Raw genomic sequence first — 24,753 nt, 5'->3', positions numbered from 1 at the left:
CGTGCTCCTGTAGGCCCGGTAAGCGAAGCGCCACCGGGCTTTGGTCTTAGCTCCCCAACACCTTCATTGCTTCCCGCGTCACGTTGTCCATCTCGTCCAGCAGCTCCAGGAACTCCGGTTCGAGATCGGATTCTGGCGTACCCGCGCGGAGCTGCTGTTCAAGCAACTGGCAGAGATTTTTCAACCGCGGTACGCCGCTGTAGCCGCAGCTGCCGTGCAGTTTATGAATGGCTTCCAGCAGTCCTTCGGGGTTTTCACCCACCAGCTGTTCTTCAACCTTGTTACGGATCTCAGGCAGGAAGTCCACCAGCATTTGCAGCATATCGCGGGCCAGATCGGGTTTGCCTGCCGCCTGGCGCAGTGCCAGTTGCCAGTCAAACGTGGCATTCTGGTTAACGCTGATCTCCGGCGATTCAGCTGTAATGGTGTATGTCCCGCCAATGTGCCCCGGCTTGTAGCGCAGCAGCAGGCTGTGCAGCTTCTCTTCGTCGATCGGTTTCGCCAGATAATCGTTCATGCCCGCACCCAGCAGTTTCTCTTTTTGCCCCGCCATCGCGTGCGCCGTCACGGCAATCACCGGCGTCTGCTGCTGGTGCGGAAGCTGGCGAATCAACTCGCAGGCGCGGATGCCATCCATGCCCGGCATCTGAATATCCATCAGGATCAGGTCGAACTGCATCTGTTTGGCTTGTTCCACGGCTTCGGCGCCGCTGGTACACAGCTCAACGTGCTGAACCTGATCCTCAAGCAGCACGCCAATCAGCTTCAGGTTCGCCGGGTTATCGTCCACGGCCATCACCGTCATCGGCAGCTTATGTTCGTCGTTTTCCAGCGGCAGGGACTGATGCGTCAGACGGCAATATTCGGTCAGCGCAGGTAACAGCCGTGTGGCGGTGAGGGGTTTCAGCAGACACGCCGCCGCTCCGTCGTTTTTCAGCTCTTCGGCGTTGATTTGGGCGTGGCACGGCAGCGCCAGCAGCAGGTAGTCCGTCATTGAGGCCGCCTTCGCCAGGCGTTCCTGCTGCATGGTCAGTTCTCCGGTAAACGTCACCGGAATCCCCAACAACAGGATATCGTAATGATCGTTCGCCAGCGCGGAGAAGGTCGGGCTGTAGATGACCTCCAGCGGCGTGCTGCTTAATACATCCAGCGTACACTGCGCCGCCGCGGCGTTCGGTTCCACATAGGCCAGACGCATCCCTTTCAGGCAGCCGGTGACCGGGCCGTCGGTCTGCACGTTCGGGTTAAGATCAAGGTTGATATGGAACCAGAAGGTTGAGCCCCGGTTAGGCTGGCTGTGGAAGGAGATATCGCCTCCCATCTCTTTCACCAGCTTTTGGGTGATCACCAGCCCCAGGCCCGTTCCGCCGTGACGACGGGAAATGCTCGCATCGGCCTGGCGGAAAGCCTGGAACAGACGCGTCTGATCGCGCTCCGGAATACCAATGCCGGTATCCCGGATCTGCACTTCAATCTGGACTTTGTTATTACTGAGCGCCCTTTTTTCGACCAGAATGTCGATGTTGCCGCTCTCGGTGAACTTAATCGCGTTGCCCACCAGATTGGTAATGACCTGTTGCAGGCGCAGCGGGTCGCCAATGACGTTATCCGGCACATCATTTTTAATATTGAGCGTCAGTTCCAGACCCTTATCATGCGATGAGTGGGCAAGAAGCGTGACCACGTCATCCAGCGTGCTGCGCAGCGGGAAGGGAATACTCTCCAGAATCAGCTTGCCCGCTTCCAGCTTCGAGAAGTCCAGTACGTCGTTAATAATGGTCAGCAGGTTATTGGCTGAGCGTTCAATGGTATGCAGATGGTCACGCTGGGTTGGGTTAAGCTCGCTTTTGAGCGTCAGACGGGTAAAGCCAATCACCCCGTTCAGCGGCGTGCGCAGCTCGTGCGACATGTTCGCCAGGAATTCAGACTTAATACGCGCCGCCTCCTGAGCACGTTTTTTCGCCAGATCCAGCTCCACGTTCTGGATCTCCATCTGCTCCAGCGTTTCGCGCAGGTCAGAGGTGGCCTGGTCAACGTTGTGCTGCATCTCTTCGTGATAAGCCGCCAGCGACATCGCCATTGAGTTGATGCCGTTTTTCAGCATATCCAGCTCGCCGAGCATAAAGCCTTCCACGCGGCTGTCGAGCTGACCCCGGCGGATCCGGTCAACGGTATTCACCATGTTGCGGATAGGCCCCGTGACGTCGCGCATCAGTCGCCAGCCGAAGATCAGCGCGATGCCAATACAGAACAGCATCATCACGCCGGAGATGAAAATTTCTTTGTACTGCTGGAGCCGCACCGACTTGAGATCCAGCTCCAGCGCCACATATCCAAGCATATTATTGCTGGACTTCGCATCGGACTGGGCAGATTCGTCGGGTGAATAGCTTTCGGAGATAATCGGCGTGCGCAGGATCATGATATCGCCTCGCCGCAACACCGTAAGATGACGCGGGAAGGGGGTACCATCCGGGATTTTCAGCGACGTGGGATCCAGATGGAAATTCGAGGTGACGAACAGACGGTTATGCTCATCATAAACGGAAATGGCGCGTACGATCTCTGAATGACGGCGGTGCAATACGCTGATTAACTGACCAATGGATTCACGGTTTTGCAGGTTCATGCCGTACTCGCTGGAGACGGCCAGCGGTTCGATAATACTGGCCCCGGCATCTTCAAGCTGTCTCTGCAAATCGTTATAGCGATGCACTACAAAGAAAATGCTCAGCAGCAAACCGATGAGAACGGTAGGAGCGAGGATCAAAATCATCATGCGCGCGCGCAGGCTGTAGTTGGTCATGGAGTTCCGTTATGGGACAATCAGGCTAATTATGTTTATTTGAGAACAATCTTGGCGATGGCGCAATTCTACTCTGCAAAACGACGCGTGACGACGCGTCAGATCATAACTGTTGAAGCCTCTGACCTCGATCCTTTTGGACAGGGGGTGGCGCGTCACAAGGGTAAAACACTGTTTATCACAGGTTTGCTGCCAGGAGAACGTGCAGATATTACGCTGACGGAAGACAAACGTCAGTATGCGCGCGGTCAGGTCAAGCGCCGTCTTAATGATAGCCCGGAGCGCGTGACGCCTCGCTGCCCCCATTTTGGCGTCTGCGGTGGCTGCCAGCAACAGCATGCCAGCACTGAATTACAGCAAAAAAGTAAAAGCAGCGCGCTGGCCCGCCTGGTCGGACACGACGTGAATGACATCATTGCCGATCGGCCCTGGGGCTACCGTCGCCGCGCTCGCCTGAGCCTCAGCTACCAGCCCAAAACCGAGCGGCTGGAGATGGGGTTTCGCAAAGCCGGCTCCAGCGATATCGTCTCTGTCACGCAGTGCCCTGTTTTGGTGCCCCATCTTGAGGCATTGCTCCCGGACGTGCACCACTGTCTTGCATCGCTGGATGGCGTGCGTTCGCTCGGCCATGTCGAACTGGTGCTGGCCAACAGTGGCCCGCTGATGGTGCTGCGCCACACCGCGCCGCTGTCAAAGACGGATCGCGAAAAACTGGAACGCTTTTCGCATTCTCATGAGCTTGCGCTTTTCCTCGCGCCGCAAAGCGAGATACTTGAGCAGGTCAGCGGAGAAGCGCCCTGGTATGCGTCAGACGGGCTACGCTTAACGTTCAGCCCGCGGGATTTTATCCAGGTCAACGACGGCGTGAACCAACAGATGGTGGCGAATGCGCTGGAATGGCTCGACGTACAGCCCACTGACCGGGTGCTCGATCTGTTCTGCGGCATGGGGAACTTTACCCTGCCGCTGGCCCGCAGAGCAGCAAGCGTGGTCGGAGTGGAAGGCGTTGAGGCGCTGGTGGCGAAAGGCCAGGAGAACGCCCAACAGAACGGTTTGCAAAATGTGACATTCTTTCATCAAAATCTTGAGGATGATGTCACTCAGCAACCGTGGGCTAAGCAGGGCTTTGATAAGATCCTGCTCGATCCGGCGCGCGCAGGTGCGCCGGGCGTGATGCAGCATATAATTAAACTCGCGCCTGAACGCGTGGTCTATGTTTCCTGTAACCCGGCGACGCTTGCCCGTGACAGCGAAGCATTATTGAGCGGGGGTTACCAGATTCGGCGTCTGGCAATGCTGGACATGTTCCCGCACACTGGTCATCTGGAATCGATGGTGTTGTTCGAGCACATCTAATGAGTTTGGCTTGTCGACTTCGACAGGCCCTTGTCCCTAAAGGAGAGGACGATGGTTGCGGTAAGAAGTGCACATTTAAATAAAGCTGGTGAGTTTGACCCTCAAAAATGGATCGCAAGTCTGGGGATTTCCAGCCAGCAGTCGTGTGAACGCTTAACCGAAACCTGGGCCTATTGTTTACGCACAACGCAGGGGCATCCGGACGCTGAACTGCTGTTGTGGCGCGGCGTGGAGATGGTTGAAATTCTCTCCATGCTGAACATGGACATCGAAACGCTACAGGCCGCACTGCTGTTCCCCCTGGCGGACGCCGACGTGGTGACGGAAGACGTCCTGCGTGAAAGCGTCGGCCAGTCCGTCGTGGCGCTCATCCACGGCGTGCGTGATATGGCAGCCATTCGTCAGCTTAAAGCCGCGCAAACTGACTCTGTCTCTTCCGAGCAGGTGGATAACGTTCGTCGTATGCTGTTGGCGATGGTAGATGATTTCCGCTGCGTGGTGATCAAGCTGGCCGAACGGGTTGCCCATCTGCGTGAAGTAAAGGATGCGCCGGAAGACGAGCGCGTCCTGGCCGCCAAAGAGTGTACGAATATCTATGCGCCGCTGGCGAACCGTCTGGGTATTGGGCAACTGAAGTGGGAGCTGGAAGATTACTGCTTCCGCTACCTGCATCCGGCGGAATACAAACGCATTGCAAAATTGCTGCACGAACGCCGCATTGACCGCGAGCACTATATCGAGGAATTTGTCAGCGGGCTGCGCCAGTCGATGAAAGAGGAGAATGTGCGCGCCGAGGTCTACGGGCGTCCAAAGCACATCTACAGCATCTGGCGCAAAATGCAGAAGAAACACCTCGCCTTTGACGAGCTGTTTGACGTGCGCGCGGTGCGTATCGTGGCGGAGCGTCTTCAGGACTGCTATGCCGCGCTGGGGATAGTGCATACTCACTTCCGCCATCTGCCGGATGAGTTCGATGACTACGTCGCGAACCCGAAACCGAATGGCTATCAGTCTATCCATACCGTGGTGCTCGGCCCTGGCGGCAAAACGGTGGAAATTCAGATCCGTACCAAACAGATGCACGAAGACGCCGAGCTGGGCGTGGCGGCGCACTGGAAATACAAAGAGGGTACCTCCGGTGGCGGTCGCTCCGGTCACGAGGACCGTATCGCCTGGCTGCGTAAGCTGATTGCGTGGCAGGAAGAGATGGCCGACTCCGGCGAAATGCTCGACGAAGTGCGCAGTCAGGTCTTCGACGATCGCGTCTACGTCTTTACCCCGAAAGGGGACGTGGTTGATTTGCCGGCAGGCTCCACGCCGCTCGATTTCGCCTACCACATCCACAGCGATGTGGGGCACCGTTGCATCGGGGCGAAGATCGGCGGACGTATCGTACCGTTTACCTACCAGCTACAGATGGGCGATCAGATTGAAATCATCACCCAGAAGCAGCCAAACCCAAGCCGCGACTGGCTGAACCCAAACCTCGGTTACGTTACCACCAGCCGTGGGCGCTCAAAAATTCACGCATGGTTCCGCAAGCAGGATCGTGACAAGAACATCCTTGCCGGTCGCCAGATCCTGGACGACGAGCTGGAACATATTGGCATTAGCCTGAAAGAAGCGGAGAAGTTCCTGCTGCCGCGCTACAACTTCAACGAGCTCGACGAACTGTTAGCGGCGATTGGCGGCGGTGATATCCGCCTGAACCAGATGGTGAACTTCCTGCAAGCGCAGTTCAACAAGCCAAGCGCGGCAGAGCAGGATGCGGCAGCCCTGAAACAGCTCCAGCAGAAAACCTATGCTCCGCAGCAGCGCAGCAAGGACAATGGCCGCGTGGTGGTTGAAGGGGTGGGTAACCTGATGCACCACATTGCCCGCTGCTGCCAGCCGATCCCGGGAGATGATATTGTCGGCTTTATCACCCAGGGGCGCGGGATCTCAATTCACCGCTCCGACTGCGACCAGCTTGCAGAGCTGCAATCGCATGCGCCGGAACGTATCGTGGAAGCCGTCTGGGGGGAGAGCTACTCGGCGGGTTACTCGCTGGTGGTGCGCGTCACTGCCAACGACCGCAGCGGCCTGCTGCGCGACATCACCACCATTCTCGCCAACGAGAAGGTCAACGTGCTGGGCGTTGCCAGCCGCAGCGATACCCGCGAGCAGCTTGCCACCATCGATATGACTATCGAAATCTATAACCTTCAGGTGCTGGGCCGCGTACTCGGCAAACTGAACCAGGTGCCGGATGTGATTGACGCGCGTCGTCTGCACGGCGGCTAAACATCCTCTTCTGTAGGCCGGGTAAGGCAACGCCGCCACCCGGCTCAGGCATTTAATGGAATCTGTTATGACTCAAATCGACCGCCTGCTCGGCATCATGAAACGCCTGCGCGACCCGGAAAACGGCTGCCCGTGGGATAAAGAGCAGACTTTCGCCACCATTGCGCCTTACACGCTGGAAGAGACCTACGAAGTGCTGGACGCCATTTCGCGAGAGGATTTCGACGATCTGCGCGGTGAGCTGGGCGACCTGCTGTTCCAGGTGGTGTTCTACGCGCAGATGGCGCAGGAAGAGGGGCGCTTTAACTTTGACGATATCTGCGCCGCTATCAGCGACAAGCTGGAGCGTCGTCATCCGCATATCTTTGGTGATGCCTCCGCAGGTAACAGTGTGGAAGTGCTGGCGCGCTGGGAGCAGATAAAAAGCGCTGAACGCGCTGAAAAATCCCAGCACTCGGCGCTGGACGACATTCCCCTGAACCTTCCCGCGCTGATGCGCGCGCACAAAATTCAAAAGCGCTGCTCGGCGGTAGGGTTTGACTGGACCTCTCTCGGCCCGGTGCTGGAAAAAGTACACGAAGAGATCGACGAAGTGATGCATGAAGCGCAGCAGGCCGTTGTGGATGAAGCAAAGCTGGAAGAGGAGATGGGCGATCTGCTGTTTGCAACCGTCAACCTTTCACGCCACCTCGGTGTAAAAGCGGAAACCGCCCTGCAAAAAGCGAACATTAAATTCGAACGACGCTTTCGCGAAGTTGAGCGGATTGTGGCCTCGCGCGGCCTGGAAATGAGCGGGATTGACCTCGACGCGATGGAAGAAGTCTGGCAGGAAGTAAAACGCCAGGAACATGATCTCTAACGAGATTTTGCGATCAAGCGCAATTTGTGTGATTTTTTAAATGACAAGCGCTTGATTTGCGTCAAAAACATTTACCCAAAAGGGGCTATTTTCTCACTCCTTATGTTTGTCATGGCCTGGAATGGAGACGGAGAATGAAAGTTTGTGGCGCTCGTCGTGTTCGGGTATACTACTTTCCCGTCCTGGTTATTCCATCGTTTCACCCTAACTTCTCAGGTTCAGCATGACAACGAACTATATTTTTGTGACCGGCGGGGTCGTATCCTCTCTGGGTAAAGGCATTGCCGCAGCCTCCCTCGCAGCCATTCTTGAAGCCCGTGGCCTCAATGTGACCATGATGAAACTGGATCCGTACATCAACGTCGATCCTGGCACCATGAGCCCAACCCAACACGGGGAAGTGTTCGTTACTGAAGACGGCGCTGAAACCGATCTGGATCTTGGCCACTACGAGCGTTTCATCCGTACCAAAATGACCCGTCGTAACAACTTTACGACTGGTCGTATCTACTCTGACGTTCTGCGTAAAGAGCGCCGTGGTGACTACCTGGGCGCGACCGTGCAGGTCATCCCGCACATCACTAACGCCATCAAAGAGCGTGTCCTTGCCGGTGGCGAAGGGCATGACGTTGTGCTGGTTGAAATCGGCGGTACCGTGGGGGATATCGAATCCCTGCCGTTCCTCGAAGCGATTCGTCAGCTGGCGGTAGATATTGGTCGTGAGCACGCGCTGTTCATGCACCTGACGCTGGTGCCTTACATGGCGGCAGCTGGTGAAGTGAAAACCAAACCGACTCAGCACTCTGTTAAAGAGCTGCTCTCCATCGGTATTCAGCCTGACATCCTGGTTTGCCGTTCCGATCGCGCGATTCCGGCGAACGAACGTGCGAAAATTGCATTGTTCTGTAACGTGCCTGAAAAAGCCGTTATTTCAATGAAAGATGTCGATTCCATTTATAAAATCCCGGGCCTGTTGAAATCACAGGGTCTGGACGATTATATTTGTAAACGATTCAGCTTGAACTGTCCGGAAGCTAACCTGTCTGAATGGGAGCAGGTAATTTACGAAGAAGCCAATCCGGGCGGCGAAGTGACTATCGGTATGGTCGGCAAGTACATCGAACTGCCAGATGCCTATAAGTCAGTTATCGAAGCGCTGAAACACGGTGGTCTGAAGAATCGCGTCTCTGTGAACATCAAGCTGATTGATTCGCAGGATGTGGAGACGCGCGGCGTCGAAATTCTCAAAGATCTGGATGCGATTCTCATCCCTGGCGGCTTCGGCTACCGTGGTGTTGAAGGCAAGATCGCCACTGCACGCTATGCGCGTGAAAACAATATTCCATACCTCGGTATCTGCCTGGGTATGCAGGTTGCGCTGATTGAATTTGCGCGCAACGTAGCGGGAATGGAAAACGCGAACTCTACGGAATTTGTGCCAGACTGTAAGTACCCTGTTGTGGCGCTGATTACGGAATGGCGCGACGAAGACGGTAACGTCGAAGTCCGTACCGAGAAGAGCGATCTGGGTGGCACCATGCGTCTTGGCGCACAGGCCTGCCAGCTGTCCGACGATAGCGTGGTACGCAAGCTGTACGGCGAGCCGGTCATCACCGAGCGCCATCGTCACCGCTATGAAGTCAACAACATGTTGTTGAAACAAATTGAAGCTGCGGGTCTGCGTGTTGCGGGCCGTTCCGGGGATGATCAGTTAGTCGAGATCATCGAAGTGCCTAACCATCCGTGGTTCGTGGCCTGCCAATTCCACCCGGAATTTACTTCAACGCCGCGTGACGGGCATCCGCTGTTTGCAGGCTTCGTGAAAGCCGCCAGCGAGTACCAGAAGCGTCAGGCGAAGTAAAAAAAGTTAGAACGGCAACGCGTACCTTTGGTACGCGTTGTTTGTCTGGAGTTTTAGTTTAACTTGTACTGAGGAAAATCTAATGTCCAAAATCGTTAAAGTCATCGGTCGTGAAATCATCGACTCCCGTGGTAACCCGACCGTTGAAGCTGAAGTTCATCTGGAAGGTGGTTTCGTCGGTATGGCAGCGGCTCCATCAGGTGCTTCTACAGGTTCCCGCGAAGCGCTGGAACTGCGTGATGGCGACAAATCCCGTTTCATGGGCAAAGGCGTACTGAAAGCGGTTGGCGCTGTTAACGGTCCTATTGCTCAGGCTATCGTTGGCAAAGATGCTAAAGATCAGGCTGGCATCGACAAGATCATGATCGATCTGGACGGTACTGAAAACAAATCTAACTTCGGTGCGAACGCAATCCTGGCGGTTTCCCTGGCGAACGCCAAAGCGGCAGCAGCAGCTAAAGGCATGCCACTGTTCGAGCACATCGCTGAACTGAACGGCACCCCAGGCAAATACTCTATGCCTGTACCAATGATGAACATCATCAACGGTGGTGAGCACGCAGACAACAACGTTGATATTCAGGAATTCATGATTCAGCCAGTTGGCGCGAAAACCCTGAAAGAAGCGGTACGTATGGGTTCTGAAGTGTTCCACAACCTGGCTAAAGTTCTGAAAGCTAAAGGTATGAACACGGCTGTTGGTGACGAAGGCGGCTACGCGCCAAACCTGGGTTCTAACGCAGAAGCACTGGCTGTTATCGCTGAAGCGGTTAAAGCAGCAGGCTACGAGCTGGGCAAAGACATCACCCTGGCGATGGACTGCGCAGCATCTGAATTCTACAAAGACGGTAAATACGTTCTGGCTGGCGAAGGCAACAAAGCGTTCACCTCTGAAGAGTTCACCCACTTCCTGGAAGACCTGACCAAACAGTACCCAATCGTTTCTATCGAAGACGGTCTGGACGAGTCTGACTGGGATGGTTTCGCATACCAGACCAAAGTACTGGGCGACAAAATCCAGCTGGTTGGTGACGATCTGTTCGTAACCAACACCAAGATCCTGAAAGAAGGCATCGAGAAAGGTATCGTTAACTCCATCCTGATCAAATTCAACCAGATCGGTTCTCTGACCGAAACGCTGGCTGCGATCAAAATGGCGAAAGACGCTGGCTATACCGCGGTTATCTCTCACCGTTCTGGCGAAACTGAAGATGCTACCATCGCTGACCTGGCTGTTGGTACCGCTGCTGGCCAGATCAAAACCGGTTCTATGAGCCGTTCTGACCGTGTTGCTAAATACAACCAGCTGATTCGTATCGAAGAAGCGCTGGGCGAAAAAGCACCTTACAACGGTCGTAAAGAGATCAAAGGCCAGGCATAAGCCTGAACCTTCGTTCTTATGAAAAAACCCGCTTCGGCGGGTTTTTTGTTTTCTATAGCAGAAGCGGCAACGTGGCGCTTGCCGTTTGCTGGCTAACGTCACCGTAATGGCTGTCTACTGCAATAAGGGAAGTGGTTAGCAGTTCAACCAGCAGCATCACGCCAACCTTGGCATTGAGCGCACCCGCGCTCAGCGGTCCCTCGGGTTTGGCTGCAACCAGCTGTAAATCGCTCAGGGAGGCCAGCGGGCTGCGAGGCGTATTGCTGAGCGCCAGTACCTTAACGCCCCGCTTGCGGGCTAGCTTCACGACGTGGAGTAAATCGCGGGTCGATCCCGAACTTGAGATAGCGACCACCAGCGTCTCGTCAGACAGCGTTGCCGCATTCATGGCCGCGCGATGCATATCGCTAAACAGCTGCGCGGGTTTGCCCAGCCGCAGGAGCTTGTAATGCAAATATTCCCCCAGAATCGCGCTGGCCGCCACTCCGTAAATTTGCACTGACTGCGCCTGATGCAGGGCCAGTGTCGCCTGTTCAAGCTGGGCCCGGTCGAGGAGTTTTGCGGTATCTTGCAGCGCCTGGACAGACTCATCCACCACGTTATCTATTGCATCTCCTGCCTGACGCTCCGGCAAACCCTGCTGAATATCCAGCGCAAGCGCCATTTTAAATTCGTTATATCCCTTACAGCCCAGCGTGCGGCAAAGGCGTGTGACGCTGGCCTCGCTGGTGCCGCTTTCACGCGCCAGCTCGGTGATCGTCAGGTAGAGCACCCTGGCAGGATCGTTGAGGACAAACTCCCCCAGTTTTTGTTGCGTTGGGCTGTACCCGGAAGCCTCCTGGCGTAGCTTCAGCAGCAGGTTTTCATGGTCCGACATGCTAGATCCTTAATGCGTTTCTCTGCCAACTAGTGTGGCGGAAAGCGGGGGAGAGATGCCAGTCATTTCGAAAAAGTATGATCGGTGTCCTGGTTTTTTGGTGGTAATTTTCACAATTAAAAATATATGTGGTAAAAATTTTCATCAATAACCAGGGGGATAAAAAAATGATGCAAATGTTCAGCGGAGCGTCTTCCGGCGGATGGTTTGAAAAAGCGCAGCGCTTCGGCAAATCCTTTATGTTACCCATCGCCATACTGCCCGCAGCAGGTCTGTTGCTGGGGATCGGCGGGGCGCTATCGAATCCGAATACGCTTACCGCGTATCCATTTTTAGACGTTGGCTGGCTACAGGCCATCTTTACCATCATGAGCAGCGCAGGCTCGATTGTGTTTGCAAACCTGTCGGTACTGTTTGCTGTTGGGGTCGCCGTTGGGCTGGCGAAAAATGATAAAGGCACGGCAGGGCTGGCGGCGTTGCTCGCTTATCTGGTGATGAATGCCACTATCAATGCGCTGCTGATCCTGACCGGAAAACTGGCGCATGAGAACCCGGGCGCCGTAGGGCAGGGCATGACGCTGGGTATTCAGACGCTTGAAACGGGCGTGTTTGGTGGGGTAGTTATTGGGCTGGTGACCTGCGCACTGCATCATCGATTTAATAAAATCGCGCTTCCGCAATTCCTGGGCTTTTTTGGCGGCTCACGCTTCGTTCCCATTATCAGCTCACTGGCGGCGATACTCGTCGGCGCGCTGATGATCGTGGTCTGGCCGCATTTTCAGAAGCTGATCTTTGGCCTCGGCGGTCTGGTGGACGCCACCGGCTATCTGGGCACCCTGCTGTACGGTTTTATCCTGCGCATGCTTGGCCCGTTTGGTTTGCACCACATCTTCTATCTTCCGTTCTGGACCACCGCGCTTGGCGGCAGTGAAATTGTTAACGGTCACCTGGTTGAGGGCACACAGCGGATCTTCTTCGCCCAGCTCGCCGACCCGAACACGCAGCATTTCTATGAGGGCACGTCGCGCTTCATGTCCGGGCGCTTTATTACCATGATGTTTGGCCTGCTGGGCGCCTGCCTTGCGATGTACCACACGGCCAGGCCGGAGAATAAGAAGCGCGTCGCCGGGCTGCTGCTTTCTGCGGCGTTAACTTCTTTCCTGACCGGCATTACTGAGCCTGTCGAGTTCTCATTCCTGTTTATTGCCCCTGTGCTGTACGTCATTCATGCGCTGTTTGACGGGCTGGCGTTCATGCTCGCGCACATTCTGCACATCACCATCGGACAAACTTTCTCCGGCGGGTTTATTGATTTCGTGCTGTTCGGCATTTTGCAGGGGGAAGCGAAAACTAACTGGATGGTCGTCCCGCTGGTGGGCGTACCGTGGTTCTTCCTTTACTACTGTACCTTCCGCTATCTGATCAAACGTTTTGATTTTGCCACGCCGGGCCGTGAAAAGGAGGCGTTGGCTGACGAGGCTACCCTGCCGCAAAGCGAGCGCGCCGCGGCGGTGATCGCCGGGCTGGGAGGAAAAGACAATCTGGATGACGTTGACTGCTGCGCCACGCGCCTTCGCGTCACGGTGAAAGACGGTAGCAAAGTCAATGAATCTGCACTGAAAGCGACCGGCGCGCGCGGCGTAATCGTCCGCGGCAACGGTGTCCAGGTCATCTATGGCCCGCACGTCACCATTATCAAAAACGAAGTGGAAGAGATCTTATCGTAATGAAAACTGTACTGGATAACCTGAAAGGAAAACTGGTCGTCTCCTGCCAGGCGCTGGAAAACGAACCGCTGCACAGCCCGTTTATTATGTCGCGAATGGCGCTGGCGGCGGCCCAGGGCGGTGCCGCTGCGATCCGCGCCAATAGCGTGGTGGATATCGTGGCTATCAAAGGGCTGGTCTCACTGCCGGTCATCGGCATCATCAAACGAGACTATCCGGACAGCGAGGTGTTCATCACCGCGACGCTCAAAGAAGTGGATGAGCTGATGGCGGTCGCCCCGGAGATCGTTGCGCTGGATGCGACCGCCCGGAAACGGCCCGGTGGCGTATCGCTGGACATGCTGATCGCGCAGATCCGCACCCGTTACCCGTCGCTGCTGCTGATGGCGGATATTGCCACCGTGCAGGAGGCCGTGACCGCGCAGGCGCTGGGATTTGATTGTGTCGGAACCACCCTTTACGGTTATACGGCGGAGACCGCGGGCCATTCGCTACCGGAAAATGACTGCGCGTTTTTGAAAGAGGTGCTGTCTGCCGTCACGATCCCCGTGATAGCCGAAGGTAACGTGGATACCCCCGATCGCGCGGCCAGGTGTCTGGCGCTGGGGGCGCACACGGTTGTCGTCGGCGGGGCGATCACCCGACCGCAGCAAATTACGGAACGGTTTATGGCGGCAATTGGCGCGCAAAGCACCGATGGAGCATGATCATCTGACGGGGATCTGCGATACTTATCGTTTATCCCCTTAACAGAGTTGACTATGCAGTACCCGATTAACGAGATGTTCCAGACCCTTCAAGGCGAGGGTTACTTTACCGGCGTTCCCGCTATCTTTATTCGTTTACAGGGATGCCCGGTTGGCTGCGCCTGGTGTGATACCAAACATACGTGGGATAAGCTCGCAGATCGGGAAGTGTCGCTGTTCAGCATTCTGGCGAAAACCAAAGAGAGCGATAAATGGGGCGCGGGCAGCGCGGAAGATCTGCTTGCCATTATTGGTCGTCAGGGCTGGACGGCGCGGCACGTGGTGATCACCGGCGGGGAACCCTGCATTCACGATCTGATGCCGCTCACCGAACTGCTCGAGAAGAACGGCTATAGCTGTCAGATTGAAACCAGCGGTACCCATGAAGTGCGCTGCTCCCATTCAACGTGGGTAACGGTTTCACCGAAAGTGAATATGCGCGGCGGGTATGACGTACTATCGCAGGCGCTTGAGCGTGCTGATGAGATCAAACATCCGGTGGGGCGCGTGCGTGACATCGAAGCGCTGGACGAACTGCTGGCGACGCTGACGGACGAAAAGCAGCGCGTGATCGCGCTACAGCCTATCAGCCAGAAAGACGATGCGACCCGTCTGTGCATTGAAACCTGTATCGCCCGCAACTGGCGCCTGTCGATGCAGACGCACAAATATCTGAACATTGCCTGATACTTTTGTGGCCCCGCTTAACGCGGGGCTTTTGTTGTTGGCAGTAAAGCCCAGGTCACGACTGCCGACCCAAGGCAAATCGCACTGTTGAACAGCAAGGCATACTGCGCGGCACTGGCCGTTCCCATCGGCAGCCATAGGGCGTACAGCGATGCGGTGACCGCGATCCCCATTGCGCCGCCCAGGGAACTGCCCATCTTATAGATCCCTGAAGCCACCCCCACTTTGTTTTCAGGGGCATTCATTACCGCCGTGTCCGTTGAGGGCGTGGCGTAACATCCGAGCCCCAGCCCGAATAAAATATTGCTCAGAAAGACGGTGACAATGTAGACCTCTTTGCTTAAGAAGGTGCATGAAATCAGCGAAATACCTGTTGCGGTCAGCAGCGGGCCGGTCATCATCGGCAGCCTGGCGCCATAGCGCTGAAGCAGTTTTTCACCCACCCGGATCATCGCCAGTACGGTAATCAGATACCCCAGCGTCATCATGCCGGTCTGTAGCGGTGACAGATGATGGCCTTGCTGCAACCAGATGCTGGCGATCATCATGGTGCCAATGCAGCCGTTGAGCAGGAAATTTGAGAATACCGAGGCGCTATAGGCCCGGTTTTTAAACAGGGCGAAATCGATCAGTGCCGCATCGCCTTTCCGTCGCCCGGTAACGACAAAACACATCAGTGCAATCACGGCTCCACACAGTACAAGAAGCGATAAACTGCTGCTCCAGCCCCAGCTGTGTCCTTTGCTGATAAACAGATTGAACAGCACCAGCATAAGGACAAAACTCACCAGGCCGCTGATATCCAGTTTGTGTCGACACGCATCAGGGCTGCGGCTTTCCGGGGTGGCGCGGATAAGCAATAGCGCGGCCAGAGCCACCACCATGGAGAAAATAAATATCCAGCGCCAGCCCAGCGTGGTAGCGATGGCGCCTCCCACAAACGAGCTCAGGCCACTGCCGCCCCAGGAGCCGATAACCCAAAAGCTGATGGCCCGCTGGCGTGCTTTACCGTCATACCAGGTCTTAATCAGCGCCAGCGTGGCGGGCATGATGCAGGCCGCTGATAGCCCCTGTATCGCTCTTCCCAACAGAAACAGGACGGGCTCCCATGAAATGAACAGCAGACCACTCCCGATCATGCTCAGGATCAGGCCAATCATGGTCAGTCGCATGCGCCCAAACTTATCGGCAAACCCACCGCAGGCAACGACAAAACAGCCGCTGAACAATGCGCTCAGGCTGACGGCCAGCGTAAGGGTTTCGAGGGCAATATCGAGGCTATTCTGCATGGCCGGAACCACGTTGATAACCGACTGGGCAAACAGCCAGAATGTCAGAACGCTCATGACGATACCCGCCAGCAGCCGATCGTTACCGGCGTAGGCGGATGCGCCTGTCAGGGAAACGGTACTCATAGTGCAGCCCTCCCGGGAAGGTGCGAATCAGCGCAGATAGTGTTCGGTCAGTGCGGCCCACAGCGCCGCGCCGGTGAGGAGAATGTTGTCGTTAAAGTCGTAACCCGGGTTATGTACCATGCAGCGGTCAGGCTCATCCCCGGCGCCAAGGGTGAAATAGCATCCATTGGGATTTTTCTCGAGCATGAAAGCAAAGTCCTCGCTGCCCATAAACGCATTGACCTCCGTGACGGCATCCTGACCGAACAGATCGGTGGCGACGCTGCGCACCATCTCGTTGGCTTGCGGATTGTTTTTCAGTACCGGGCTGCCGTTAATGTGTCGAATGGTGGCCGTCGCATTGAAACTTTCCGCCTGTGCAACGGCGATATCATGGATACGCTGTAGCACGGTTTGCCGCACGCGTTCATCCAGCGTGCGCACGGTAAGTTTCATCAACACTTTGTCGTTGATAATGTTGGGGGCGTGCCCGGCCTGAATGCTGCCTACGGTAACGACGGCTGGCTGGAAGGGGGTAATGTTGCGCGAAACAATCGACTGCAACGCGATAGTGATATGACAGGCAACCAGGGTGGCGTCAACGGTATGTTCTGGCACCGCGCCGTGACCACCCACGCCGTTAACCTCAATATGAAGAGTGTCGGAAGAGGCCATCATGGCGCCATCGCGCAGACCAATTTTTCCGAGGGGCTGTGACGGCATATTGTGCAGACCAAAGATGTGGTCGCAGGGGAACAGGTCAAACAAACCGTCCTCTACCATAACGCGTCCGCCATACAGAAGTTCTTCCGCGGGCTGAAAAATAAGGTGCAGCGTGCCGTTAAAATTGCGGGTGCGTGCCAGGTACTCCGCTGCATACAGGAGCGTTGTGGTGTGGCCGTCATGACCGCAGCCGTGAAATTTACCCTCAACGGTACTACTCCACGCCTTGCCGTTGTTTTCCTGCATTGGCAGCGCATCCATATCGGCGCGCAGGCCCAGGCGTTTATGCCCGTTACCCACCTTCAGTGTGCCGACCACACCGGTTTTCGCCAGCCCGCGATGAACCTCATATCCCCATTCCTGAAGCAGCGCAGCAACGCGATCGCTCGTGTTGTGCTCCTCAAAACCAATTTCAGGATGCTGATGAAAATAGCGCCGTAATTCAGTGAACCGAGCTTCGTTGCCACGCAGAGCTTCGATAATTGGATGTGTCATTTTTGTTATCCTTTTTCTGCCAAACGATGATAATTTCGAGTCTATGACGATCGTACTGCCTGAAAATGCAATTTTTTGTTGTAAAGCGACGGCTTTGTTTTGATTGTTTTTCATACAATTCAGTTATGACAAAAAAGAGCAGGTCATTATTTGTCTTTGATGAGGGGTAAGATGGCGCAACGGGGAGATGAATTTTGGATAGAGATTCAGGACATTCGCCACTGCGTGGAGGATGAAGGCGATACGCTAACGTTGCTCTGGGTGCTGGAAGGGCGGGCAGAGCTGAACACCGATGCGGGACGTGACATCCTGGAGGCCAATACCCTTGCCATCATCAACCGTCATCGGCGCTGGCAGTTCACGAGCGAAACGGCAAATGTCACCCTGCGCGTAACCCTTTCCGGGCGCTGGGTCGTCCAGCTCTGCAATGATTTTTTTGCCCATGATTATGCTGTACCGGCAGAAGCCGGAGGCGTCTGGCCCCAGTGCGATGCGCTTCGCGATCTGCTGCGCCAGCTTCTTGTGGTCACCCTCATCAACGACCCGCACCGCTACCGGCTGGAGGCGTACCGCTGGCTGAGCGAGATTTTGCTGTTGCTGACCAGCCGCTTTCAACAGCCCGCCCGTATGCTGTCCCGGGAACTTTCCTCAGCGCACAGCAAACGCATCGCCCGGGTGATAGAGCGGATCAATGCCAGTTATTCCCGCCGTATTACGCTTGCGGAAATCGCCGCGAGTGAATATGTTTCTGAAGCCTGGCTCTCTCGTCTCTTTCGCAAGGAGGTGGGGATTAGTTTCATGCAGTACATCACCCACCTGCGGCTGGAAAAGGCGGCCGACGCTCTCCGGCTGACGAACCGACCGCTGCACCAGATTGCGCTTGAGCAGGGTTTCGCCAGCACGCGTATGATGAGCGATCGGTTCAGGCGTGTTCACAATATGTCTCCGGGTGAGTTTCGTAAGGCCCGACGCCAGCACCCGGAGGCGGCACGTATTCGGACGGACAGGCGTGAGCAGCGCTATCCGGTCGCCGTGGACAAGCTGTTTAGCCTGCTCAATGAACCGGTGGCGCGCGGTTGGGGAGCCTCGCCGCTCATCGTTCACCCGCAGCAGGAGCAGAGACTGGATCTTGAGCAGCTCAATCCTCTTTCTGCCTCGCTGCGCCGTATGCGGGTGGTCATTACCCTGCGTGAGCTCGACGATTTGCTCCGTGAGGACGTTCGACAAAATCTGGAGGCGATAAATGAGGCCATTCCCATTGAGGGAATTGATATCGCCGAACCTTTTCTCAGCAGTCGTCTGTTTGCTACCGGGTGGGATGACCCCCAGATGGCGGGCTACGCCTGCTGGTACAATCTGCATCAGCTCTTCACCTGGCTGGCAAAAAAGCAGTGGACGGTGCTACTGCACACCGGCGTAACGACCCGCCGCGATCTTCTCACCCGCTTTTTACAACAGTCGGTTAATCATTTTGCGCCAGAGATCACCGCGGGCTGGCACTTCGTCATGCACTGGTCAACACAGGCGAGTGAGGAGACCCGGGAGCAGGTCTGGCTGGCCCAGCAAAAGGCAATACGAACTTATCTTCCGCAGGCAAAGTTTGGTTTATGGCACCGATTTGCCCCCGTCAGCGCGGGCGTAAGCGACGATACCCTGTTCAGTTCAGCCATCCTGATGCAGGCCGATTTTCTTGCCTGCTCTGCCGATGCCAATGAACTTCTCGATCCCGCGCAGCTGGAGGTAACCCCTCTCTCCTCAACGGAAAATTATCCGATACTGAAGGTCCGCCAGATCCTCGCTGCCCTTCGCCTGCGAAAATGTTCGCTTCCCGTCTGGCTTCTCTCCTGGAATACCCTCACCGGCAACACGCGGGCGACAAACGGCTGGTTTTTTCGTGGGGCGCTGCTGATGCAGAACCTGCTCGGGCTTTCGGAGCAGGTCTGGCTGGCGGGATTCTGGCTCAATTCGGGCCTTCAGGGAGAAGCCCGTGCGAACAACACCATCGATACCTCAAGCCTTGCGCTACAGTATAACCATGGTCTGCCGCGTCCGGTTTATTGGGTACTCTGGCTCTGGCAACGTCTGCGGGGCGAGGTGCTGGTCAATGATAAGCGTGTCCTGCTTACGCGCCATCGCAATGGTTATCAGCTGTTGCTGCGTAATGTGGTGGTTTTTAATCCGCTCCTATCCAGTGAAGAAGCCTTCATCCAGCGTTTTCGCCAGCAGTATCATTTACACCTGAAGGGAATGCGCGGTAAATGGCGAATTAAATGCCATCTGTTTGATCAGCACAACGGCGCGCTCTATCCGTTGCTTGAAGGGGTTGGCAGCGAAAGCGGCCCTGATGAAGAGATGTGGCGCTGGATAGCGCATAAAGCGCGTCCAACGCTTTCCGTACGCGATGAACGCCTTTATGACGGCTGGCAACTGAGTGAATCACTGGAGAGTAATGCGCTGGTGCTCTACGAGTTTACGCCGCTCGTGCCTCGTGAGGCCGAAACGGAGGAGATTCACTCCCCGCGGTAGACGCAGCCTGCCGTGCAGGTCTCTTTGATCATCACCGCGCTCAGCAGCGGGACCAGCGGTTTCATCTGATCCCAAATCCATTTCGCCAGCACCTCGCTGGTCGGGTTTTCAAGGCCCGGAATATCATTCAGATAGTAGTGATCGAGACGATCGTAGGTCGGCTTAAACGCGGCCTTCAGTTCGGCAAAGTCCATGATCCAGCCCGTATGGGGATCGACTTCACCGGTGATTTCAAGACGCACCATAAACGAGTGTCCATGCAGGCGGCCACATTTGTGCCCGGCAGGAACGTGTGGAAGGTGGTGTGCGGCTTCGAAGGTGAAATCTTTAAACAGTGTGGTGGACATCATAGCTCTCAGGAATGCGGAAAAAACCGCCGCATAGTACCGGAAAGCACAATTTTTATCATTAACTAAAACGGCTCTGAACTGTCGCCGCCTCGTATTCATGGTGTTTATCGACTTTTTTTGTTTTATTTCAGATGGTTATTTAATCGCTTTTATCGTTAAGAACGATAACTAAAACAGGTTAGTCCATTTGGTTATTTATTATTTCCATCCCTTCTTTAATTGTTATTATCCCCGCCGTTAACCTTATCTTCAGTTTGGATTTATTCGCTTAAAGTCCGCTTTGCTACTGGAACATAACGACGCATGACAACACAGGCCCCACCTTCAAATTTGCTTCCCCTTAACCCGGAGCAACTGGCGCGCCTCCAGGCCGCGACTTCCGATTTTTCACCCACCCAGCTCGCCTGGGTCTCCGGCTATTTCTGGGGAATGCTGAACCAGCAGCCGGGTGCTGTGGCTGGCGTCCCGCCAACGGCCGTTGAAATTCCTGCCATCACGCTTATCTCCGCTTCGCAAACGGGTAATGCCCGTCGTGTGGCCGAAGCGCTGCGTGATGACCTGCTCGCCGCGAAGCTGAACGTTAACCTGGTCAACGCCGGGGATTATAAATTCAAACAGATCGCGTCAGAAAAACTGCTGGTGGTGGTGGCGTCAACGCAGGGCGAAGGCGAGCCTGCGGAAGAAGCCGTCGCGCTGCATAAGTTCCTGTTCTCGAAAAAAGCGCCAAAGCTCGAGGGCACCGCCTTTGCCGTCTTCGGCCTCGGTGACACGTCCTATGAATTTTTCTGCCAGTCCGGTAAAGATTTCGACAGCAAGCTGGCGGAGCTGGGTGCAGAGCGCCTGCTGGATCGCGTAGACGCTGATGTCGAATACCAGGCCGCCGCCGCCGAATGGCGGGCGCGCATCGTTGAGGTGCTGAAGGCCCGCGTCCCGAAAGAGACGCCAGCGCAGGCCGCCGTTACCGCAGCGGGCACCGTCAACGAAATCCACACCAGCCCTTACACGAAAGAGGCGCCGCTGACGGCGACCCTGTCGGTAAACCAGAAAATCACGGGCCGTGATTCGGAAAAAGACGTGCGCCATATCGAAATCGATCTCGGTGACTCCGGCCTGCGTTATCAGCCTGGCGATGCGCTGGGCGTCTGGTATCAGAACGATCCGGCGCTGGTGAAAGAGCTGGTCGAACTGCTGTGGCTGAAAGGTACGGAGCCGGTCCAGGTGGAGGGTAAAACCTTACCGCTCTCTGAGGCGCTTCAGTGGCATTTCGAGCTGACGGTGAACACCGCCAACATCGTTGAAAACTACGCCACCTTAACCCGCAGCGAATCGCTCCTTCCGCTGGTCGGGGATAAGGCGAAGTTACAGCAATACGCGGCGACAACGCCGATTGTCGATATGGTGCGTTTCTCACCGGCACAGCTGGATGCCGACGCGCTGATCGGCCTGCTGCGTCCACTGACGCCGCGTCTTTACTCCATCGCCTCCTCACAGGCGGAAGTGGAAAACGAAGTCCACATCACCGTTGGCGTGGTGCGTTACGACATCGAAGGCCGCGCGCGGGCGGGCGGGGCCTCGGGCTTCCTGGCCGACCGCGTGGAAGAAGAGGGCGAGGTGCGCGTCTTTATCGAGCACAACGACAACTTCCGTCTGCCGGCGAACCCGGAAACGCCGGTGATCATGATTGGCCCGGGCACCGGCATCGCACCGTTCCGCGCCTTTATGCAGCAGCGTGCAGCGGACGAGGCACCGGGTAAAAACTGGCTGTTCTTCGGCAACCCGCATTTTACCGAAGATTTCCTCTACCAGGTTGAATGGCAGCGCTACGTCAAAGAGGGCGTGCTGACCCGCATCGATCTGGCCTGGTCTCGTGACCAGAAAGAAAAAGTATACGTACAAGACAAACTGCGCGAACAGGGCGCAGAGCTGTGGCGCTGGATCAATGACGGTGCCCACATTTATGTCTGCGGCGACGCCAATCGCATGGCGAAAGACGTTGAGCAGGCACTGCTGGAAGTGATTGCCGAATTCGGCGGTATGGATGCCGAAACGGCGGATGAATTTTTAAGTGAGCTGCGCGTAGAGCGCCGTTATCAGCGAGATGTCTACTAATGAGCGAAAAACATCCTGGCCCACTGGTGGTCGAAGGCAAACTGTCTGATGCCGAGCGCATGAAGGTAGAGAGCAACTACCTGCGCGGTACCATTGCCGAAGATTTAAATGACGGCCTGACCGGCGGTTTCAAAGGCGACAACTTCCTGCTGATCCGTTTCCACGGTATGTACCAGCAGGACGACCGCGATATCCGCGCCGAACGTGCCGAGCAGAAGCTGGAGCCGCGTCACGCGATGCTGCTGCGCTGTCGTCTGCCGGGTGGCATCATCACCACTAAACAGTGGCAGGCGATCGACAAGTTTGCCCATGACAACACGATTTACGGCAGCATTCGTCTGACCAACCGTCAGACCTTCCAGTTCCACGGCATTCTGAAGAAGAACGTCAAGCCGGTTCACCAGATGCTGCACTCCGTGGGTCTGGACGCGCTGGCGACCGCCAACGACATGAACCGTAACGTGCTCTGCACCTCGAATCCGTACGAGTCCGAACTGCACGCCGAAGCGTACGAGTGGGCGAAAAAAATCTCCGAACATCTGCTGCCACGCACGCGTGCCTATGCGGAGATCTGGCTCGATCAGGAGAAAGTCGCCACCACCGATGAAGAGCCGATCCTCGGTCAGACCTACCTGCCGCGTAAGTTCAAAACCACGGTGGTGATCCCGCCGCAGAACGATATCGACCTGCACGCCAACGACATGAACTTCGTGGCGATTGCCGAAAACGGCAAGCTGGTCGGCTTTAACCTGCTGGTGGGCGGCGGTTTGTCCATTGAGCATGGGAACAAGAAAACCTACGCCCGCACCGCGAGCGAGTTCGGCTTCCTGCCGCTGGAGCACACGCTGGCAGTGGCTGAGGCGGTGGTTACTACCCAGCGCGACTGGGGTAACCGTACCGATCGTAAAAACGCGAAAACCAAATACACTCTGGAGCGCGTAGGCGTCGAGACGTTCAAAGAAGAAGTGGAGCGTCGCGCGGGCATCAAGTTTGAGCCGATCCGCCCTTACGAATTTACCGGTCGCGGCGATCGCATCGGCTGGGTTAAAGGTATCGATAATAAATGGCACCTGACGCTGTTTATCGAAAACGGCCGTATTCTTGATTATCCGGGCCGTCCGCTGAAAACCGGCCTGCTGGAAATCGCGAAGATCCACAAAGGCGAGTTCCGTATCACCGCTAACCAGAACCTGATCGTCGCCAGCGTGCCGGAAAGCGAAAAGGCGAGAATTGAAGAGCTGGCCCGCGAGCACGGGTTGATGAATGCGGTGAGCGCGCAGCGTGAAAACTCGATGGCCTGCGTGTCGTTCCCGACCTGTCCGCTGGCGATGGCCGAAGCCGAGCGTTTCCTGCCGTCCTTCACTGATAAAGTGGAAGCGATTCTGGAAAAACACGGTATTCCGGACGAGCATATTGTTATGCGCGTGACGGGCTGCCCGAACGGCTGCGGTCGCGCGATGCTGGCCGAACTCGGTCTGGTAGGGAAAGCGCCGGGTCGCTATAACCTGCACCTGGGCGGTAACCGTATCGGGACGCGTATTCCGCGTATGTTCCGCGAGAACATCACCGAGCCGGAAATTCTCGATTCCCTCGACGTGCTTATCGGACGCTGGGCGAAAGAGCGCGAAGCGGGTGAAGGCTTCGGCGACTTTACGGTACGTGCGGGCATCATTCGCCCGGTGCTCGATCCCGCAAGGGATTTCTGGGAGTAACCACGAGAGGTATTTATGTCCGTACTCGATCTAAACGCGCTTAACGCATTGCCAAAAGTCGAACGCATTCTGGCACTCGCAGAAACTAACGCCCAACTGGAAAAGCTGGACGCCGAAGGGCGCGTGGCGTGGGCGCTGGAAAACCTGCCGGGAGACTATGTGCTTTCGTCGAGCTTTGGCATTCAGGCGGCGGTCAGTCTGCATCTGGTGAATCAGATCCGTCCGGACATTCCGGTGATCCTCACCGATACCGGCTATCTGTTCCCGGAGACCTATCAGTTTATCGACGAGCTGACGGATAAGCTCAGGCTGAACCTGAAAGTCTACCGTGCGACGGAAAGCGCGGCCTGGCAGGAGGCGCGTTACGGCAAGCTGTGGGAGCAGGGCGTTGAGGGCATTGAGAAATACAATGAGATCAACAAGGTCGAGCCGATGAACCGGGCGCTAAAAGAACTGAACGCTCAGACCTGGTTTGCGGGCCTGCGCCGCGAGCAGTCCGGGAGCCGGGCAACGCTGCCGGTGCTGGCGGTGCAGCGCGGCGTGTTCAAAGTGCTGCCGATCATCGACTGGGATAACCGCACGGTGTACCAGTATCTGCAAAAGCACGGGCTGAAGTACCATCCGCTGTGGGATCAAGGCTACCTGTCGGTAGGCGACACCCACACCACGCGTAAATGGGAACCGGGAATGGCGGAAGAAGAGACGCGATTCTTCGGGCTGAAGCGCGAGTGCGGATTGCACGAAGGGTGATAACCTTTTTGCCCGGTGGCGCTGCGCTTACCGGGCCTACAAAGGCTTAATTCTCCCTCTCCCCGTGGGTGGTTCCCCAGTAATTCGAAAGCAAAAGCGATAACGTTGCCT

Annotated in this window: 17 protein-coding genes; 12 read left to right on the top strand and 5 right to left on the bottom strand. The window is 56.1% G+C overall.

Features of this window, described 5'->3' with window-relative positions; all coding sequences use genetic code 11:
* Window positions 1–46: 46 nt before the first annotated feature.
* Window positions 47–2,806: a two-component sensor histidine kinase BarA gene (gene barA / locus RY075_RS18265; RefSeq protein ID WP_003862726.1), complete on the bottom strand. Its 2,760-nt coding sequence runs from the start codon at window positions 2,804–2,806 to the stop codon at window positions 47–49.
* Between the two features lie 57 nt (window positions 2,807–2,863).
* On the opposite strand from barA, the gene rlmD reads away from it, so the two are divergent.
* The 5 genes from rlmD (at window position 2,864) to eno (ending at window position 10,546) form a co-directional block, all read left to right on the top strand.
* Window positions 2,864–4,162 carry a 23S rRNA (uracil(1939)-C(5))-methyltransferase RlmD gene (gene rlmD, locus RY075_RS18260; RefSeq protein WP_023323683.1) on the top strand — a complete coding sequence of 433 codons (1,299 nt, stop codon included), beginning with the start codon at window positions 2,864–2,866 and terminating at the stop codon, window positions 4,160–4,162.
* Window positions 4,163–4,213: 51 nt separating this feature from the next.
* The gene (gene relA, locus RY075_RS18255) at window positions 4,214–6,445 is read left to right on the top strand and encodes a GTP diphosphokinase (RefSeq protein ID WP_003862722.1); all 2,232 of its coding nucleotides are present in this window, start codon (window positions 4,214–4,216) and stop codon (window positions 6,443–6,445) included.
* 67 nt (window positions 6,446–6,512) lie between these two features.
* Window positions 6,513–7,304, top strand: coding sequence for a nucleoside triphosphate pyrophosphohydrolase (gene mazG / locus RY075_RS18250; RefSeq protein WP_032610052.1), 792 nt, complete (start codon window positions 6,513–6,515; stop codon window positions 7,302–7,304).
* Between the two features lie 223 nt (window positions 7,305–7,527).
* Window positions 7,528–9,165 carry a CTP synthase (glutamine hydrolyzing) gene (gene pyrG, locus RY075_RS18245; RefSeq protein ID WP_003862718.1) on the top strand — a complete coding sequence of 546 codons (1,638 nt, stop codon included), beginning with the start codon at window positions 7,528–7,530 and terminating at the stop codon, window positions 9,163–9,165.
* An 82-nt stretch (window positions 9,166–9,247) separates the two neighbouring features.
* The gene (eno, locus tag RY075_RS18240; protein WP_006811784.1) at window positions 9,248–10,546 is read left to right on the top strand and encodes a phosphopyruvate hydratase; all 1,299 of its coding nucleotides are present in this window, start codon (window positions 9,248–9,250) and stop codon (window positions 10,544–10,546) included.
* A gap of 52 nt (window positions 10,547–10,598) precedes the next feature.
* On the opposite strand, the gene RY075_RS18235 is transcribed toward eno, so the two are convergent.
* The gene (locus tag RY075_RS18235) at window positions 10,599–11,423 is read right to left on the bottom strand and encodes a MurR/RpiR family transcriptional regulator (RefSeq protein WP_032610051.1); all 825 of its coding nucleotides are present in this window, start codon (window positions 11,421–11,423) and stop codon (window positions 10,599–10,601) included.
* Between the two features lie 167 nt (window positions 11,424–11,590).
* Between RY075_RS18235 and RY075_RS18230 the strand changes: the two genes are divergently transcribed.
* From RY075_RS18230 to queE, 3 genes are read left to right on the top strand one after another with little or no spacing between them, the layout of a single operon-like run.
* Entirely contained in the window at window positions 11,591–13,150 is a 1,560-nt protein-coding gene (locus RY075_RS18230; RefSeq protein ID WP_302378591.1) for a PTS transporter subunit EIIC, read from the top strand.
* Window positions 13,150–13,857, top strand: a complete 708-nt coding sequence (locus tag RY075_RS18225) for an N-acetylmannosamine-6-phosphate 2-epimerase (protein ID WP_109949010.1) — start codon at window positions 13,150–13,152, stop codon at window positions 13,855–13,857. The genes RY075_RS18230 and RY075_RS18225 overlap by 1 nt, the downstream gene beginning before the upstream one ends.
* A gap of 54 nt (window positions 13,858–13,911) precedes the next feature.
* Window positions 13,912–14,583, top strand: a complete 672-nt coding sequence (queE, locus tag RY075_RS18220) for a 7-carboxy-7-deazaguanine synthase QueE (RefSeq protein ID WP_006811780.1) — start codon at window positions 13,912–13,914, stop codon at window positions 14,581–14,583.
* A gap of 17 nt (window positions 14,584–14,600) precedes the next feature.
* On the opposite strand, the gene RY075_RS18215 is transcribed toward queE, so the two are convergent.
* Together RY075_RS18215 and RY075_RS18210 are read right to left on the bottom strand one after the other, a co-directional pair.
* The gene (locus RY075_RS18215) at window positions 14,601–15,998 is read right to left on the bottom strand and encodes an MFS transporter (protein WP_109949011.1); all 1,398 of its coding nucleotides are present in this window, start codon (window positions 15,996–15,998) and stop codon (window positions 14,601–14,603) included.
* A 27-nt stretch (window positions 15,999–16,025) separates the two neighbouring features.
* Window positions 16,026–17,195, bottom strand: a complete 1,170-nt coding sequence (locus tag RY075_RS18210) for a M20 aminoacylase family protein (RefSeq protein ID WP_109949012.1) — start codon at window positions 17,193–17,195, stop codon at window positions 16,026–16,028.
* A gap of 171 nt (window positions 17,196–17,366) precedes the next feature.
* Here RY075_RS18210 and RY075_RS18205 point away from each other — a divergent pair, with 171 nt between their 5' ends.
* Window positions 17,367–19,721 carry a helix-turn-helix domain-containing protein gene (locus tag RY075_RS18205; RefSeq protein WP_063401856.1) on the top strand — a complete coding sequence of 785 codons (2,355 nt, stop codon included), beginning with the start codon at window positions 17,367–17,369 and terminating at the stop codon, window positions 19,719–19,721.
* On the opposite strand, the gene queD is transcribed toward RY075_RS18205, so the two are convergent.
* On the bottom strand, window positions 19,706–20,071 hold the full coding sequence (queD, locus tag RY075_RS18200) for a 6-carboxytetrahydropterin synthase QueD (RefSeq protein WP_006811776.1): 366 nt from the start codon (window positions 20,069–20,071) through the stop codon (window positions 19,706–19,708). The genes RY075_RS18205 and queD overlap by 16 nt on opposite strands.
* 303 nt (window positions 20,072–20,374) lie before the next feature.
* Here queD and cysJ point away from each other — a divergent pair, with 303 nt between their 5' ends.
* From cysJ to cysH, 3 genes are read left to right on the top strand one after another with little or no spacing between them, the layout of a single operon-like run.
* Window positions 20,375–22,180 carry an NADPH-dependent assimilatory sulfite reductase flavoprotein subunit gene (cysJ, locus tag RY075_RS18195; protein WP_003862698.1) on the top strand — a complete coding sequence of 602 codons (1,806 nt, stop codon included), beginning with the start codon at window positions 20,375–20,377 and terminating at the stop codon, window positions 22,178–22,180.
* Window positions 22,180–23,892 carry an assimilatory sulfite reductase (NADPH) hemoprotein subunit gene (cysI, locus tag RY075_RS18190; protein WP_003862696.1) on the top strand — a complete coding sequence of 571 codons (1,713 nt, stop codon included), beginning with the start codon at window positions 22,180–22,182 and terminating at the stop codon, window positions 23,890–23,892. Before cysJ ends, cysI begins: the two co-directional genes overlap by 1 nt.
* Window positions 23,893–23,907: 15 nt before the next feature.
* Window positions 23,908–24,642: a phosphoadenosine phosphosulfate reductase gene (cysH, locus tag RY075_RS18185; RefSeq protein WP_003862694.1), complete on the top strand. Its 735-nt coding sequence runs from the start codon at window positions 23,908–23,910 to the stop codon at window positions 24,640–24,642.
* Window positions 24,643–24,753: the final 111 nt, after the last annotated feature.

It is taken from the genome of Enterobacter sp. JJBC, from assembly GCF_036936505.1.
In the GTDB taxonomy this organism is placed as follows: domain Bacteria; phylum Pseudomonadota; class Gammaproteobacteria; order Enterobacterales; family Enterobacteriaceae; genus Enterobacter; species Enterobacter hormaechei_C.
This window is presented reverse-complemented; position numbering and strand designations above follow the sequence as displayed.

Coding starts and splice junctions, on each gene's coding strand:
- barA (WP_003862726.1), bottom strand. CDS start 2,806: ATGACCAACTACAGCCTGCGCGCGCGCATGATGATTTTGATCCTCGCT.
- rlmD (WP_023323683.1), top strand. CDS start 2,864: ATGGCGCAATTCTACTCTGCAAAACGACGCGTGACGACGCGTCAGATC.
- relA (WP_003862722.1), top strand. CDS start 4,214: ATGGTTGCGGTAAGAAGTGCACATTTAAATAAAGCTGGTGAGTTTGAC.
- mazG (WP_032610052.1), top strand. CDS start 6,513: ATGACTCAAATCGACCGCCTGCTCGGCATCATGAAACGCCTGCGCGAC.
- pyrG (WP_003862718.1), top strand. CDS start 7,528: ATGACAACGAACTATATTTTTGTGACCGGCGGGGTCGTATCCTCTCTG.
- eno (WP_006811784.1), top strand. CDS start 9,248: ATGTCCAAAATCGTTAAAGTCATCGGTCGTGAAATCATCGACTCCCGT.
- RY075_RS18235 (WP_032610051.1), bottom strand. CDS start 11,423: ATGTCGGACCATGAAAACCTGCTGCTGAAGCTACGCCAGGAGGCTTCC.
- RY075_RS18230 (WP_302378591.1), top strand. CDS start 11,591: ATGATGCAAATGTTCAGCGGAGCGTCTTCCGGCGGATGGTTTGAAAAA.
- RY075_RS18225 (WP_109949010.1), top strand. CDS start 13,150: ATGAAAACTGTACTGGATAACCTGAAAGGAAAACTGGTCGTCTCCTGC.
- queE (WP_006811780.1), top strand. CDS start 13,912: ATGCAGTACCCGATTAACGAGATGTTCCAGACCCTTCAAGGCGAGGGT.
- RY075_RS18215 (WP_109949011.1), bottom strand. CDS start 15,998: ATGAGTACCGTTTCCCTGACAGGCGCATCCGCCTACGCCGGTAACGAT.
- RY075_RS18210 (WP_109949012.1), bottom strand. CDS start 17,195: ATGACACATCCAATTATCGAAGCTCTGCGTGGCAACGAAGCTCGGTTC.
- RY075_RS18205 (WP_063401856.1), top strand. CDS start 17,367: ATGGCGCAACGGGGAGATGAATTTTGGATAGAGATTCAGGACATTCGC.
- queD (WP_006811776.1), bottom strand. CDS start 20,071: ATGATGTCCACCACACTGTTTAAAGATTTCACCTTCGAAGCCGCACAC.
- cysJ (WP_003862698.1), top strand. CDS start 20,375: ATGACAACACAGGCCCCACCTTCAAATTTGCTTCCCCTTAACCCGGAG.
- cysI (WP_003862696.1), top strand. CDS start 22,180: ATGAGCGAAAAACATCCTGGCCCACTGGTGGTCGAAGGCAAACTGTCT.
- cysH (WP_003862694.1), top strand. CDS start 23,908: ATGTCCGTACTCGATCTAAACGCGCTTAACGCATTGCCAAAAGTCGAA.